Raw genomic sequence first — 14,005 nt, 5'->3', positions numbered from 1 at the left:
ATCCGCTGTCAGTGCCCGGCGCTAGCCTCTCTGGAATGTCCGCCCGTATCAGCGATCCCGAGCAGCTCAAGGAGCTCCTCGGCATCCCGTTCACCCCGGAGCAGACGGCCTGCATCATCGCGCCGCCCGCCCCGCAGGTGATCGTGGCCGGAGCCGGGTCGGGCAAGACCACGGTGATGGCCGCGCGCGTGGTGTGGCTGGTCGGCACCGGACAGGTCGCCCCTGAACAGGTGCTCGGCCTGACGTTCACCAACAAGGCGGCGGGCGAACTCGCCGAGCGTGTACGCAAGGCTCTGGTCAGGGCGGGCATCACCGACCCGGACCTGATCGACCCGGACAACCCGCCGGGCGAACCGGTCATCTCCACGTACCACGCCTTCGCGGGCCGCCTCCTGACCGACCACGGCCTGCGCATCGGCCTGGAACCCACCTCCCGGCTCCTCGCCGACGCCACCCGCTACCAGCTCGCCGCACGGGTGCTCCGGGAGTCCCCGGGGCCGTACCCGACGCTGACCCGCTCCTTCCCGGACCTGGTCAGCGACCTGTTGACCCTCGACTCCGAACTCGCCGAGCACCTCGTACGGCCAGAGGACCTGCGCGCGTACGACGCGGGACTACTGCGCGAACTGGAGGGTGCCAAGCTCACCAACGCGGACCTCCGCAAGGTCCCCGAGGCCGCCGCCGCCCGCCGTGAACTCACCGAGCTGGTGGGCCGCTATCGCGCGGCCAAGCGCGAGCGGGACCTCCTCGACTTCGGCGACCAGATCGCCCTGTCCGCCGACCTCGCCCAGCTCCCCGAGGTGGGGCACATCCTGCGGGACGAGTTCCGCGTCGTCCTGCTCGACGAGTACCAGGACACCTCGGTGGCCCAACGCGTCCTGTTGGCCGGCCTGTTCGGCGGCGGCAGCGGCCACCCCGTGACCGCGGTCGGCGACCCCTGCCAGGCCATCTACGGCTGGCGCGGCGCCTCCGTCGCCAACCTCGACGACTTCCCCGAGCACTTCGCCCACCCCGACGGCCGCCGCGCGACCCGCCAGGCGCTCAGTGAGAACCGCCGCAGCGGCGGCCGCCTCCTCGACCTCGCCAACGGCCTCGCGGAACCCCTGCGGGCCATGCACGCGGGCGTGGAGGCTCTCAGGCCCGCCCCCGGCGCCGAACGCGACGGCGTGGTCCGCTGCGCTCTGCTGAACACCCACGCCGAGGAACTCGACTGGATCGCCGACTCGATCGCCCACCTCGTGCGCACCGGCAAGGAACCCGGCGAGATCGCGGTCCTGTGCCGTACGGCCACCGACTTCGCCGAGATCCAGGGCGCGCTCGTCGCCCGAGACATCCCGGTCGAGGTCGTCGGCCTCTCCGGACTGCTCCACCTTCCCGAGGTCGCCGACCTAGTCGCCGTCTGCGAGGTCCTCCAGGATCCCGGCGCCAACGCCTCCCTCGTCCGTCTCCTCACCGGCCCGCGCTGGCGGATCGGCCCGCGCGACCTGGCCCTCCTCGGGCGCCGGGCCAGGCTGCTCGTGTCCCACGCGCGCGTGGACGGCGACGACGACCCGGACCGCCGGCTCGCCGCGGCCGTCGAGGGAGTCGATCCGTCCGAAGTGATCTCGCTGGCGGACGCCCTGGACACGTTCCTGGAGCTTCCCCTCGAAGCCGAGAGCGAGGACGACGCGCTGCCGTTCTCCCCGGACGCGCGCGTACGGTTCGCCCGGCTCGCCGCCGAACTGCGCGACCTGCGCCGCTCGCTCGCCGACCCGCTCATGGACGTCCTCCACCGGGTGCTCGCCGTCACGGGCCTGGAGGTGGAACTCTCCGCGTCCCCGCACGCGCTCGCCGCCCGCCGACGCGAAACCTTGTCGAACTTCCTGGACACCGCCGCCTCCTTCGCCGCCAACAGCCCCGGCGAGGCCAGCCTGCTGGCCTTTCTCGGCTTCCTGCGCACGGCCGCCCAGTACGAGAAGGGCCTCGACAACGCCCTGCCGGGCGGTGAGAACACCGTCAAGGTCCTCACTGCCCACAGGTCCAAGGGTCTGGAGTGGGACGTCGTCGTCGTCCCAGGCCTGGTCACCGGCACCTTCCCCAGCACTCAGGGCCGCGAGAAGTGGACGGCGCAGAGCAAGGTCCTGCCGCACGAACTGCGCGGCGACGCCGACACCCTTCCCGACATCGAGGCCTGGGACTCGCGCGGCCTGAAGGCCTTCCAGGAGGCCATGAAGGACCACCAGCACACCGAGGAACTCCGCCTCGGCTACGTCACGTTCACCCGCCCCCGCTCCCTGCTCCTCGGCTCCGGCCACTGGTGGGGCCCGTCCCAGAAGCGCCCGCGCGGGCCGTCCGACTTCCTCAAGGCCCTCCACGACCACTGCGTCGCCGGACACGGCGAGATCGAGGCCTGGGCCGACGAGCCCGAGGAGGACGCCGAGAACCCCGCCCTCCACGCGACGGCAGCCGACCACCACTGGCCCCTGCCGCTCGACAGCACGGCTCTGCTGCGCCGCCGCGCCGCCGCCGAGACCGTACTGGCCCACCTGGAGAGGGCCGCGTCGCACGAGGCCACACACCCGGGCGCCGCCCACGACCCGGACCCCCACTCGTCCGACCATCCGGACTGGCCACCTCCGCCGGACGAGGAAGAAGCCCGCTACGAGGACGACGCTTTCCCGGACGCTGTCCCCCACGAGGAGGACGGTCTCCCGGCGGACGTCTCCGAGGGCCTCCACGACGAGGACACCGGCGACTGGGACTCCTGGTCGTCGGACCGTCCCCCACGGGCCGCCCCCGCGCGCGCGGAGCACCCCGCTCCGCCCGAGCGCGCGCCTGCCGTGCCGCCCGCCCGCAGGCACCCTGCCGCATCCGGCCTCAGCCCCGAGGAAGCGCGCACCGTCGCCTCGTGGGACCGCGACCTGGACGCCCTCACCGGGGAACTCATGCGGGCGCGCGCGAAGGTCACCGACGTACCCCTGCCGGCGTCGCTGACCGCGTCGCAGCTGATGCGTCTGGCCGCCGATCCGGACGGCTTCGCGCAGGAGCTCGCCCGCCCCATGCCACGCCCCCCGCAGCCCGCGGCGCGCCGAGGTACCCGTTTCCACGCCTGGGTCGAGGCCCGCTTCGAAGAGCTGCGACTGCCCATGCTGGAGCCCGAGGAGCTGCCCGGCAGCGAGGCCGAGATCGCCGACGAGTTGGACCTGGAGGCCCTCAAGGAGGCCTTCGAACGCACCCCGTACGCGCGCCGCACGCCTCACCGCGTCGAGGAACCCTTCCAGCTCGGTATCGCCGGACGCGTCGTACGCGGTCGTATCGACGCCGTCTACCGGGAGAGCGACGGCGACGGGACGACGACGTACGAGATCGTCGACTGGAAGACCAGCCGCACCCGCACCGCCGACCCGCTTCAGCTCGCCATCTACCGGCTCGCCTGGGCCGAGCGGCAGGGCGTACCCCTGGAGTCGGTCGGGGCGGCCTTCCTGTACGTCCGCACGGGCGACGTCGTACGGCCCGAGGGCCTCCCCGACCGGGCCGCACTGGAACGGCTGCTCCTGGAGGAGCCCGGCGTCGACGGGAGATCGGATCCGGACACCGAAGGGCAGTAGTCGTCGGCGGACGGGCCCCGGGCGGTCGCGGACGAACCGCCGGACGAGCATGTCGGTGAGGGCCGATAGGCTCGTGAGCATGAGCCAGCCCGTTGACAGCGACGTCAGCGTCGTCCGCACGTACATCGAGAACCACCGTGCCGCCTTCCTCGACGACCTCGTGGAGTGGCTGCGCATCCCGTCGGTGTCGGCCCAGCCCGAGCACGCGACGGACGTACGGCGCAGCGCCGACTGGCTGGCCGCCAAGCTCAAGGAGACCGGCTTCCCCACCGCCGAGGTCTGGGAGACGCCGGGCGCCCCCGCCGTCTTCGCGAAATGGCCCTCCTCGGACGCCGACGCACCCACGGTCCTGGTCTACGGCCACCACGACGTGCAGCCCGCGGCCCTCGCGGACGGCTGGGACACCGAGCCGTTCGAGCCGGTGATCCGCGGAAACCGTCTCCACGCGCGCGGGGCGGCCGACGACAAGGGGCAGGTGTTCTTCCACACACTCGGTGTCCGCGCCCACCTCGCCGCCACCGGCCGGACCGCCCCCGCCGTCCACCTGAAGATGCTGATCGAGGGCGAGGAGGAGTCCGGCTCCCCGAACTTCCGCGCCCTCGTCGAGGAGCACGCCGAGCGGCTCGCCGCCGACGCGGTCGTCGTCTCCGACACCGGCATGTGGGCCGAGGACACCCCCACCGTGTGCACCGGCATGCGCGGCCTCGCCGAGTGCGAGATCCAGCTGCACGGCCCCGACCAGGACATCCACTCCGGCTCCTTCGGCGGCGCCGTACCGAACCCGGCCACCGAGGTCGCCCGCCTCGTCGCCGCCCTGCACGACGACCACGCGCGCGTGGCGATACCCGGCTTCTACGACGGCGTCGCCGAACTCACCGACCGCGAGCGCGAACTCTTCGCCGAACTGCCCTTCGACGAGGAGCGGTGGCTGCGCACGGCGAGGTCGACGGCGGCGCACGGTGAGGCCGGACACACCACTCTGGAGCGCCTCTGGGCCCGCCCGACCGCCGAGGTCAACGGCATCGGCGGCGGCTACCAGGGCACGGGCAGTAAGACGATCATTCCGTCCTCGGCCATGGTGAAGCTGTCGTTCCGCCTGGTCGCCGGACAGGACCCGGACCACATCCAGAAGGCCGTCACCTCCTGGGCCGCCGAGCGCATCCCCGCCGGGATCCGCTACGAGATCACGTTCAGCGGCTCCACCCGCCCCTGTCTGACACCTCTGGACCACCCGGCCCTGCGCTCCCTCGTACGGGCCATGAGCCGGGCCTTCCAGCAGCCGGTCCGCCACACGCGCGAGGGCGGCTCCGGACCCGCCGCAGACCTCCAGGAAGTCCTCGACGCACCCGTGCTCTTCCTGGGCATCTCGGTCCCCTCCGACGGCTGGCACGCACCCAACGAGAAGGTCGAACTCGATCTGCTCCTCAAAGGCGTCGAGACCAGCGCGTACCTCTGGAGCGAACTGGCCCTGAGCCCTCGCAAGGCACACTGAAGAAGGCCCTGTGCGCCCCAGCCCACCAGACCGCCGCACGCCCCGCCGAACCACCCGCCCAATCAACCGTTTCACCGGGGGAGTTGGAAGCACCCGTGACCACCTGGACCGACCACACCGCCGACCGACCCATCGCGCTCACCGCCCCCAGCGGCATCGACCGGGCCGCCCACCACCGGCTCGACGAAGCCTGGCTCGCCGCGGCGTGGAGCCACCCCACGACCCGCTGCTTCGTGGTCTCCGGCGGACAGGTCCTCATCGACGAGACCCCGGACGGCACCACCGAACTCGTCATGACCCCCTCCTTCGAGGCCCCGCTCACCGAGGCGCACCGATACTTCCTGGGCACCGACGCCGACGGTGTGAGCTATTTCGCACTTCAGAAGGACGCGCTCCCCGGGCGCATGGACCAGTCCGCGCGCCCGGCAGGACTGCGTGAGGCAGGCATGCTGCTGTCGCCGCGTGACACGGGCCTCATGACGCACGCGGTCGGCCTGGAGAACTGGCAGCGCACCCACCGCTTCTGCTCCCGCTGCGGCGAGCGCACGGTCATCGCGGCGGCCGGCCACATCCGCCGCTGTCAGGCCTGCGGCGCCGAGCACTACCCGCGCACCGACCCGGCGGTGATCATGGCGGTCACGGACGACGAGGACCGCATCCTGCTCGGCCGCCAGATGCACTGGCCCGAGGGACGCTTCTCCACCCTGGCGGGCTTCGTCGAGCCCGGCGAATCCATCGAGCAGTCCGTGCGGCGAGAGGTCCACGAGGAGGTCGGCATCAGCGTCGGCCAGGTCGAGTACATCGCCAGCCAGCCCTGGCCCTTCCCCTCCAGCCTCATGCTGGGCTTCATGGCCCGCGCCACCTCGACCACCGTGAACGTCGACGGCGACGAGATCCACGAGGCCCGCTGGTTCTCCCGGGAAGAGCTGCGGGCCGCGTTCGAGTCCGGGGAGGTCCTGCCTCCCTACGGCATCTCGATCGCGGCCCGACTGATCGAACTCTGGTACGGCAAGCCCCTGCCGACGCCAAGTCACATCGGCTAGGACTCGTCCGCGGCTACGCGCCCATCTTCTGCTTGACCTGCGCCAGCGAGGGGTTCGTGAGCGTCGAACCGTCCGGGAAGAGGACGGTGGGGACCGTCTGGTTCCCACCGTTCGCCTTCTCCACGAAGGCGGCGGACTCCGGGTCATGCTCGATGTTGATCTCGTTGTACGTGATGCCCTCGCGCTCCATCTGGCTCTTCAGCCGACGGCAGTAGCCGCACCACGTGGTGCTGTACATCGTCACAGTGCCCGGCATGTCCCTGGCGCTCCTTCACGGTCTGAGGGGTCGTGCTCGCAGTGAGTGGAACGTACGCGACAGGCCTGCCATTCCCTTGCGCGGGTGACGTCCATGACCGCCGGTACGTCCGCCGCACCGGAACACAGGGGCTTGTGCCGCACCCTGCTGCGGGGCGTCTGCCGCATTAGTACGACTGCGGGTGCCTGCCTGTGGACAACTTGCTCAGCCGTCTCCGGCGACCTGGCAGCATGGCCATGTGACAGCAGCAACGTACTCCACCCTCTTCCCGCGGGTCCCCGACTCGGCCGACGCGGTGCTCGAAGGGCTCGACCCCGAGCAGCGCGCGGTGGCGACCGCCCTGCACGGTCCGGTGTGCGTGCTGGCGGGCGCCGGCACGGGCAAGACCCGGGCGATCACCCACCGGATCGCCTACGGAGTGCGCGCCGGGATGCTCCAGCCCGCCAGCGTGCTGGCCGTCACCTTCACCAACCGCGCAGCCGGCGAGATGCGCGGCCGCCTCCGCCAGCTCGGCGCCGCCGGAGTCCAGGCCCGGACGTTCCACTCGGCCGCGCTGCGCCAGCTCCAGTACTTCTGGCCCAAGGCCGTCGGTGGAGGTATGCCACGCATCGTCGACCGCAAGATCCAACTCGTCGCGGACGCGGCTGCAGCCTGCCGCATCCGTCTCGATCGCAACGAGCTCCGCGACACCGCGGCCGAGATCGAATGGGCCAAGGTCACCCGGACCGTGCCCGCCGACTACGCCGCCGCGACCGCCAAGCACGGCCGTGAGGCCCCGCGCGATCCGGCCGAGATCGCCCAGATCTACGCGACGTACGAGGACCTGAAGCGTGAGCGGGCCGTCATCGACTTCGAGGACGTCCTCCTGCTCACGGTCGGCATCCTCCAGGACCGCCACGACATCGCCGAGCAGGTCCGCACTCAGTACCAGCACTTCGTGGTCGACGAGTACCAGGACGTCAGCCCTCTCCAGCAGCGGCTCCTGGAGCTGTGGCTCGGCGACCGGGACGACCTGTGCGTCGTGGGCGACGCCAGCCAGACGATCTATTCGTTCACTGGCGCAACTCCCGACCATCTGCTCGACTTCCGCCATCGCCACCCCGGGGCCACCGTCGTCAAGCTCGTCCGCGACTACCGCTCCACCCCGCAGGTCGTCCACCTGGCCAACGGCCTGCTCTCCCAGGCCCGCGGCCGCGCCGCCGACCACCGACTCGAGCTGATCTCCCAGCGCTCACCGGGCCCCGAGCCCCGCTACACCGAGTACACGGACGAGCCCGCCGAGGCCGAGGGCGCCGCCCGCCGCATCCGAGACCTCCTCGCCACCGGCGTCCCCGCAAGCGAGATCGCCATCCTGTTCCGGACGAACTCCCAGTCCGAGACCTACGAGCAGGCCCTCGCGGACGCCGGAGTGCCCTACCAACTGCGCGGCGCGGAAAGGTTCTTCGACCGCCCCGAGGTGCGCAAGGCGGGAGCCTCGCTGAGAGCCGCCGCCCGCTTCGGAGGCAACGACACCCTGCTCGAGGATGCCGTCGACCTTCCCTCACAGGTACGGGCCGTGCTGTCGGGCGAGGGGTGGACCGGTGAACCGCCGGCGGGTTCCGGCGCGGTCAGGGAACGCTGGGAGTCACTGGCGGCCCTGGTGAACCTGGCCCACGACTTCGTCGCGGCCAGGCCCGACGCCACGCTGGGCGACCTGGTGGCGGAACTCGACGAACGGGCGAGCGCCCAGCACGCCCCGACCGTCCAGAGCGTCACCCTCGCCTCACTCCACTCCGCGAAAGGGCTTGAGTGGGACGTCGTCTTCCTGGTCGGGGTCGCCGAGGGCATGATGCCGATCACCTACGCGCGAACGGACGAGCAGATCGAGGAGGAGAGACGACTCCTCTACGTGGGCGTCACGCGCGCGCGTGAGCAGCTCTCGGTCTCCTGGGCCCAGTCCCGGTCGCCCGGCAACCGCCCCAACCGTCGCCCCAGCCGCTTCCTCAACGGTCTGCGCCCCGGATCCACCGCCAAGGCGGGCCGGACCGGCACGGGCGGCCCCGGGGGCGTCGAACTGGGTTCGGCGGGCGGCCGGACGGGTGACGTCGCGGGCGGCACCACCGAGGAGGTCACGCGCCGCACCAGCCGGACCCCGGCCCGCTGCCGTGTCTGCGGACGCACCTTGCGGGACGCCGGTGAGATGAAGCTGATGCGCTGCGAGGACTGCCCCTCCGACATGGACGAGGGCCTCTACGAGCGACTGCGCGAGTGGCGCGCGGTCCAGGCGCGGCGCAGCGGCCAACCGGATTTCTGTGTCTTCACCGACCGGACGCTGATGGCGATCGCAGAAGCGGGGCCGAGCAGTCCGGTTGAACTCGGTCGCATCCCCGGCGTCCGGGCCCGCAAGCTGCAGCGGTACGGCGCCGATGTTCTCGACATCTGCGCAGGTCGGGAGCCTGGGTACGAGGACGAGAACGACTGATACGAACTCGTCGAAAAAATAGTTTGCGCATGCCCCAGCAATCCCCATAGGTTCTTAGGCACGAGAGCAGCGGCCTTCTCGAAGGCCCCGGTTTCGTGGTGTACTTCATATCCGTCGGATTGGCTCAGCCGGTCCCCGTAGACGCCGAGAGGAGGCGAGTCCAGTGATCAACATCAACACCAGCTTCATCAGCCCGGCCAAAATGACCGATCGCTCGGCCGTCTCCCTGTGCCTGCTCGGCGTCTCGAACCTGGGTACCAGTCTGTCCGCCATCAGTGGCGGCCGTCCGGCGTCCTCCGTGTCTCTGGCGGGTCTTCCCGTCCGTGAGCGCAATGAGCGACCGACCAAGGCACTGGAAGCAGCAGTAGAAGCACAGGCCCAGGCCTATGCCTTCGCGGCAGCCGGTGCCGGATTCCGGAAGCAGACGACGCAGCATCACCTGATGTGGGCCTTCCGTGGGCCTGAACCCTGGAGTGATCCAGCCTGATCGACGATCAGGCCGGCGCCTTCAGGGCCGCGGAACCCCACCCGGGATCCGCGGCCCTTCTGTTTGTCCCCGACCGGGGGCTGCAGAGCGAAGGGGCCTCGGGACAAGAAAAGAACCCGGTACCAGCCGCCACCGGCCAACAGGCCGGAACGACCAGACGAGGAAAACCAACCGTGCAACTCGAAGCGCACGCCCCGTCCGTACCGCCTTCCGAAACGATCCCCCCGCCCGGCCTCACGGAGGACTCCACCTTGATCCCGCTCACCGCGCTCACCGCGCTCGACGACGCCATCGAGAACCTCGGCGTACCCGTCCCCTGCCGCTCCTACGACCCGGAGGTCTTCTTCGCCGAGTCGCCGGCCGATGTCGAGTACGCCAAGTCCCTCTGCCGCACCTGCCCGCTGATGGAGGCCTGCCTCGCCGGCGCCAAGGAGCGGCGTGAGCCCTGGGGCGTCTGGGGTGGCGAGCTCTTCGTCCAGGGTGTCGTCGTGGCCCGCAAGCGGCCCCGTGGTCGCCCGCGCAAGAACCCGGTCACGGCATGAACATCACCGGAACGATCGACCGCCCCCTCACGCACGATCCCAAGAAGCAGGCCCCGATGAAGCCGTCCACGAGCGAGCCCGTCGGCTCCGCGACTCCAGACTTCACCACCACCGGCGCGAACGCCTCGCGTCAGAACAGGACCCGAGAGATGCATCTCATGCCAGAAGCCCTGGCTCGTGCGCATATGCACGAGCGGCTGCACCAGGCCGAGCAGGAGCGCCGGGCCATGCGTCTGGCGGTCGCCCGCCGGATGCAGCGCCGGGCCGAGCGCGCGTCGATGCGCGCCCGCCGTGCGCTCGCCATGGCGGTCATGCAGTAGCCGCCGCGCGGCAACCGGCACAACCAGCCTGTCAGGCACGTCAGAACCACCGATAGCAGTGGCTCCCCGCGGGGGCCGGTCCGAAGGGACCGGCCCCCGCGGTGCGTGGTGACCACGGATCCGCCGACCGCGGCGATATCGTCGCCGAGTGACGAGTCTTTCCGGGGACGGCGACAACGGTGGCTCCGCCGCAGAACCCCAGACCCTCGTGTGCGCCCGGTGCGGCACCATCGCCGAAGCCCCCCAGCCCCTGTGGATCTGTTCCGTGGAGAACGGCGGACGGCACTACTTCTGCGACACCTGCGCCCGGGAGAACCTGCGAGCGATCGAGGGCAGGCTGGACTCGGCCTGGTGGTGACCCTCGGCGTCGCTCGGAGCGGTCACGCCTCCGCGGCCGACTCGCCCTCCTGCTCCTCGGACAGGAAGCCCGGCAGCCACTCCTCCAGTTCGTCGCGCATGCGGACCGTCGCGCCGAGTTGGCACAGGACGCCGATGGTGCTCAGCGTCACCCGGTGGATGAGGAAGTAGGACGGGGGCAGGTTCAGTTGCTTGCCCAACTGGTGGGCAGGGGAGCGTGGGTCGGCGATACGGGCGGCCTGGCTGCGCATCCAGCCGCGGGCGAAGGAGAACTCGTCGGCGCGGACCGGTTCGATGATGGGACGCAGATAGTCCAGGACCGCGTCCGGGTCCAGGTCTATCGACTCCTTCACGAACCCCTCTGAGCGGAGCATCTCGTAGACGGCCTCGGCCTCGCCCTCGATCGTCAGCCGCAGAGCCTCGCCGATGGGGGCCGGCAGACCGCCCGGCAGGCGGTCCACCGTGCCGAAGTCGAGGACGCCGAGACGCCAGCCGCGCTTCTCGTCCGGCAAGAGGCGGAAGTTGCCCGGATGCGGGTCGGCGTGCAGGAGGCCGGTGCGGGCCGGGCCCGAGAAGAGGAAGCGGGTCAGTAGCTGGCCCGCCCGGTCGCGCTGCTCCTGAGAGCCGTCGGTGATCACCTCGGAGAGAGGGGTACCCTCCATCCACTCGGTCACCAGCACCTGATCGCACTGGTGCACCACGGCCGGGACCACGACGTCCGGGTCGCCCGCGAACTCCTCCGCGTGCGCCTGCTGGGCCTGGGCCTCCAGGCCGTAGTCGAGCTCTTCGGAGACACGGTCCCGCAGCTCCGCGATGAGCGGCTTGATGTCCATCCCGGGGATCAACGGGCCCAGCAGACGAGCGAACCGGCTGAGTTGGCCGAGGTCGGAGAGCAGGGCCTCGCCCGCGCCCGGGTACTGCACCTTCACCGCGACCACGCGGCCGTCGTGCCACACCGCGCGGTGCACCTGGCCGATCGAGGCCGCGGCGGCCGGCTTCTCCTCGAACTCCAGAAACAGCTTCTGCCAGTCCTTTCCGATGCGTTCCTCCAGTACGGAGTGCACCGTGCGGGTCGGCATCGGGGGCGCGGCGTCCTGGAGCTTCGTCAGGGCCGCGCGGTAGGGGCCCGCGACCTCCTCGGGGAGCGCCGCCTCGAAGACGGACAGGGCCTGCCCGAACTTCATCGCGCCGCCCTTCAGCTCGCCCAGGACCTTGAACAGTTGCTCCGCCGTTCGCTGCTGGAGTTCGCGGCCCACCAGCTCCGCCGACTCGCCGACGATCCGCTTGCCGAGTCCCCAGGTGGCCCGGCCTGCGATGCCGAGCGGAAGCGCGGCGAGCTTGGCGGTCCGGGTGACCGCCTTGCGGGGAAGATCAGACATGCGCCCTCCAAGTCCCAGCAGGCCGTGCCGCGTGTGCCTTGCGGGACAACCTCGTTGACCGCTGTTGCCCTGCCATTGTCTCGTGCGACTCCCCGTCCTTTGGGGTGTGTTCCCCGTTACCTTTTCCGGTGCCAGCTTTTTCCGCGGCTGTGCAGGAACACGCGGGGTGGGGCCACACCGGGCGCGGGTGCCAGTCGAACCCCGGTACCGAGACCTCCCAGCGGGCGCCGACGCTGGACGGCATCTGCCCGTCGAGGAACGCGAGCGCATGCCCGGCGGCCAGCCCGGAGACGGTCGTGGCCAGGGTGAGATCGCAGGCCTCGAGCCGGTGCGGCCGACCGGACCTCCACTGGGCGACCAGCCGCGGCCAGGTCTCGTCCCGGTCGGCACGGCTCTGGTCCAGGCAGCCCGCGCAGCCCGTCTCACCGGGCAGAACCAGGGGGCCGACCACGCCCGTCCCTTCCACCACCCCGGCGTAGAGGTGTGGTGTGCCCGAGGCGACGAGCGGCTCGGCGGCCCCGGGCTTGGGGGCGTGAACGTCGACACCGTCGCGTGGGGCGAGGATCACCAGCGAGAAGCCGGGCTCCTCGCGGAGACGGTCCATCGGCCTGTCCTCGGACGGGGCCGCGGGCTGCCGGGGTCCACGGCGGCGGCGGGGCGGGCGATCGGGTGCCGAGTGGCGGGCGGCTCGGCGTGCCGCCATGTCCCTGCGCTCACCGATCGACTCGGCCGGCAGACCGCCAGGCGTCACGTCCCACGGCTCGACCCGGCCGACATCGCGTACGTCGACCTCGCCGACGCCGGCCGCCGAGAGCAAGGAGGCGAGCACCGCCCCCACCCGGCCCGCGCCCCGTACCTGCACTCTCAGTGACCGGCGGGCGGCCAGACGCCGCATGGCGTCGCCCGGCACGGGTGCGATCAGCGAAAGGGCGGCGGCGTCCGGGCGCAGCCGGTCCAGGACCTCGGGCTTGGCGCGCAGGTCGTCCGCGGCCGGACCGCCGCCCGTCGCGTCGTCCAGCAGACCGGAGCGCGAGAGGCGGTCCACGAGGCCGTCCACATGACCGTCCGGCAGGCCCATACGGCGTCCCTCGTCGCGCAGGAGCGGCAGCCCTCGCGTGCCGTCGAGCAAGGCGAGAAAACTGCCTGTCGTCGTGTCCATCGGGCCCAGCACCATGGCGTGTGCCGGTGCCAGACCGAACTGCACGGTGTTGAGATCCCGCCAGCCGCGCCGGAGCGCGGGCTTCACCATCGGATGCATGATCGGCCCCCGTAGCCAGAGATAGGTCCCCGTGTGTCGACGGTGCGAGTGCCTGGTCCGCCGACGAGTGCCAGCATGCACGGACCGCGACGACGTCTGTCGAGAGTTGTCCACAGGCGACGGCATCCGTAGTACAAATCAGGCGCTCGGAGTGCGGATCGATATCGAACCGTCCCGGAGACGGGACTTCCCCCGTGTGCAGCGGGTAACGTCGGGGCGTGCCCGCCGACCCCCTGCACCGCGCCGGAAAGCCACAGCGCAGCACGACGAGCCAGCCGCCAAGCGGCTCGCGGGCGAGCGCGATCGAGGTCCGTAGGAGCGCGCGACGGCGCAGAACGGTCTCCGCGTACCGCGAGGGCGATCGCACCGTCGTGCTCATCCCCGCTCGGATGTCCGAGGCGGAGGAGCAGCGCTGGGTGACCGTCATGCTCGACAAGCTGGCCGCGCAGGAAAGCAAACGGCGCCTCGGCGACACCGAACTGGCGGAGCGTGCCGCCCGGCTGTCGGACCAGTACTTCGGCGGTCGCGCCCGGCCCACGTCGGTCCGCTGGGTCACCAACCAGAACACCCGCTGGGGCTCGTGCACCCCCGCCGAGGGCAGCATCCGCCTCTCGCACCGGCTGCAGGGCATGCCCGAGTACGTCGTCGACTACGTTCTCCTCCACGAACTCGCACACCTGCTCGTACCAGGTCATGGGCCCCGTTTCTGGCAGCTGCTGGAGGCCTATCCGCGCACCGAGCGTGCGCGTGGTTACCTCGAAGGGGTGGTCGCCGCCGACCGGCTGCCGCATCTCCCGGTCGCCCAGGACGAGTGACACCACCA

Annotated in this window: 12 protein-coding genes; 9 read left to right on the top strand and 3 right to left on the bottom strand. The window is 71.2% G+C overall.

Going from position 1 to position 14,005, the window contains the following annotated elements:
* The first annotated feature begins 35 nt into the window (after positions 1-35).
* From OG622_RS17505 to nudC, 3 genes are all read left to right on the top strand, one after another.
* The gene (locus tag OG622_RS17505; RefSeq protein ID WP_371577034.1) at positions 36-3,587 is read left to right on the top strand and encodes an ATP-dependent helicase; all 3,552 of its coding nucleotides are present in this window, start codon (positions 36-38) and stop codon (positions 3,585-3,587) included.
* A gap of 79 nt (positions 3,588-3,666) precedes the next feature.
* Positions 3,667-5,079 carry a dipeptidase gene (locus OG622_RS17500; RefSeq protein ID WP_371577032.1) on the top strand — a complete coding sequence of 471 codons (1,413 nt, stop codon included), beginning with the start codon at positions 3,667-3,669 and terminating at the stop codon, positions 5,077-5,079.
* 95 nt (positions 5,080-5,174) lie between these two features.
* Positions 5,175-6,122, top strand: a complete 948-nt coding sequence (nudC, locus tag OG622_RS17495; RefSeq protein WP_371577030.1) for an NAD(+) diphosphatase — start codon at positions 5,175-5,177, stop codon at positions 6,120-6,122.
* A 13-nt stretch (positions 6,123-6,135) separates the two neighbouring features.
* On the opposite strand, the gene OG622_RS17490 is transcribed toward nudC, so the two are convergent.
* Positions 6,136-6,378: a mycoredoxin gene (locus OG622_RS17490; protein WP_371577028.1), complete on the bottom strand. Its 243-nt coding sequence runs from the start codon at positions 6,376-6,378 to the stop codon at positions 6,136-6,138.
* A 181-nt stretch (positions 6,379-6,559) separates the two neighbouring features.
* Between OG622_RS17490 and OG622_RS17485 the strand changes: the two genes are divergently transcribed.
* The 5 genes from OG622_RS17485 (at position 6,560) to OG622_RS17465 (ending at position 10,546) form a co-directional block, all read left to right on the top strand.
* Entirely contained in the window at positions 6,560-8,839 is a 2,280-nt protein-coding gene (locus OG622_RS17485; RefSeq protein WP_371577027.1) for an ATP-dependent DNA helicase UvrD2, read from the top strand.
* A 163-nt stretch (positions 8,840-9,002) separates the two neighbouring features.
* Positions 9,003-9,326, top strand: coding sequence for a hypothetical protein (locus tag OG622_RS17480; RefSeq protein ID WP_371577025.1), 324 nt, complete (start codon positions 9,003-9,005; stop codon positions 9,324-9,326).
* 173 nt (positions 9,327-9,499) lie between these two features.
* Positions 9,500-9,868 carry a WhiB family transcriptional regulator gene (locus OG622_RS17475; protein ID WP_020119791.1) on the top strand — a complete coding sequence of 123 codons (369 nt, stop codon included), beginning with the start codon at positions 9,500-9,502 and terminating at the stop codon, positions 9,866-9,868.
* On the top strand, positions 9,865-10,188 hold the full coding sequence (locus OG622_RS17470; RefSeq protein WP_371577022.1) for a hypothetical protein: 324 nt from the start codon (positions 9,865-9,867) through the stop codon (positions 10,186-10,188). Before OG622_RS17475 ends, OG622_RS17470 begins: the two co-directional genes overlap by 4 nt.
* A 148-nt stretch (positions 10,189-10,336) precedes the next feature.
* On the top strand, positions 10,337-10,546 hold the full coding sequence (locus OG622_RS17465; RefSeq protein WP_371577020.1) for a hypothetical protein: 210 nt from the start codon (positions 10,337-10,339) through the stop codon (positions 10,544-10,546).
* Positions 10,547-10,568: 22 nt separating this feature from the next.
* Here OG622_RS17465 and OG622_RS17460 read toward each other — a convergent pair whose 3' ends face one another.
* Positions 10,569-11,924: an ABC1 kinase family protein gene (locus OG622_RS17460; RefSeq protein ID WP_371577019.1), complete on the bottom strand. Its 1,356-nt coding sequence runs from the start codon at positions 11,922-11,924 to the stop codon at positions 10,569-10,571.
* Complete coding sequence (locus tag OG622_RS17455; protein WP_371577017.1) at positions 11,917-13,182, bottom strand: TOMM precursor leader peptide-binding protein; 1,266 nt, start codon at positions 13,180-13,182, stop codon at positions 11,917-11,919. Before OG622_RS17455 ends, OG622_RS17460 begins: the two co-directional genes overlap by 8 nt.
* A 218-nt stretch (positions 13,183-13,400) precedes the next feature.
* On the opposite strand from OG622_RS17455, the gene OG622_RS17450 reads away from it, so the two are divergent.
* Positions 13,401-13,997 (top strand): M48 family metallopeptidase, encoded by a 597-nt coding sequence (locus OG622_RS17450; protein ID WP_371577015.1) that lies wholly within the window; start codon positions 13,401-13,403, stop codon positions 13,995-13,997.
* Positions 13,998-14,005: the final 8 nt, after the last annotated feature.

The organism is Streptomyces sp. NBC_01314 (assembly GCF_041435215.1).
In the GTDB taxonomy this organism is placed as follows: Bacteria; Actinomycetota; Actinomycetes; order Streptomycetales; family Streptomycetaceae; genus Streptomyces.
Note: the sequence above shows the minus strand (reverse complement) of the source record. Positions and strands in the feature narration are given on the sequence as shown.

Excerpts from the sequence above, each read along its gene's own strand:
- OG622_RS17470 (WP_371577022.1), top strand. The coding sequence starts at position 9,865 with ATGAACATCACCGGAACGATCGACCGCCCCCTCACGCACGATCCCAAG.
- OG622_RS17460 (WP_371577019.1), bottom strand. The coding sequence starts at position 11,924 with ATGTCTGATCTTCCCCGCAAGGCGGTCACCCGGACCGCCAAGCTCGCC.
- OG622_RS17500 (WP_371577032.1), top strand. The coding sequence starts at position 3,667 with ATGAGCCAGCCCGTTGACAGCGACGTCAGCGTCGTCCGCACGTACATC.
- OG622_RS17505 (WP_371577034.1), top strand. The coding sequence starts at position 36 with ATGTCCGCCCGTATCAGCGATCCCGAGCAGCTCAAGGAGCTCCTCGGC.
- OG622_RS17455 (WP_371577017.1), bottom strand. The coding sequence starts at position 13,182 with ATGCATCCGATGGTGAAGCCCGCGCTCCGGCGCGGCTGGCGGGATCTC.
- OG622_RS17490 (WP_371577028.1), bottom strand. The coding sequence starts at position 6,378 with ATGCCGGGCACTGTGACGATGTACAGCACCACGTGGTGCGGCTACTGC.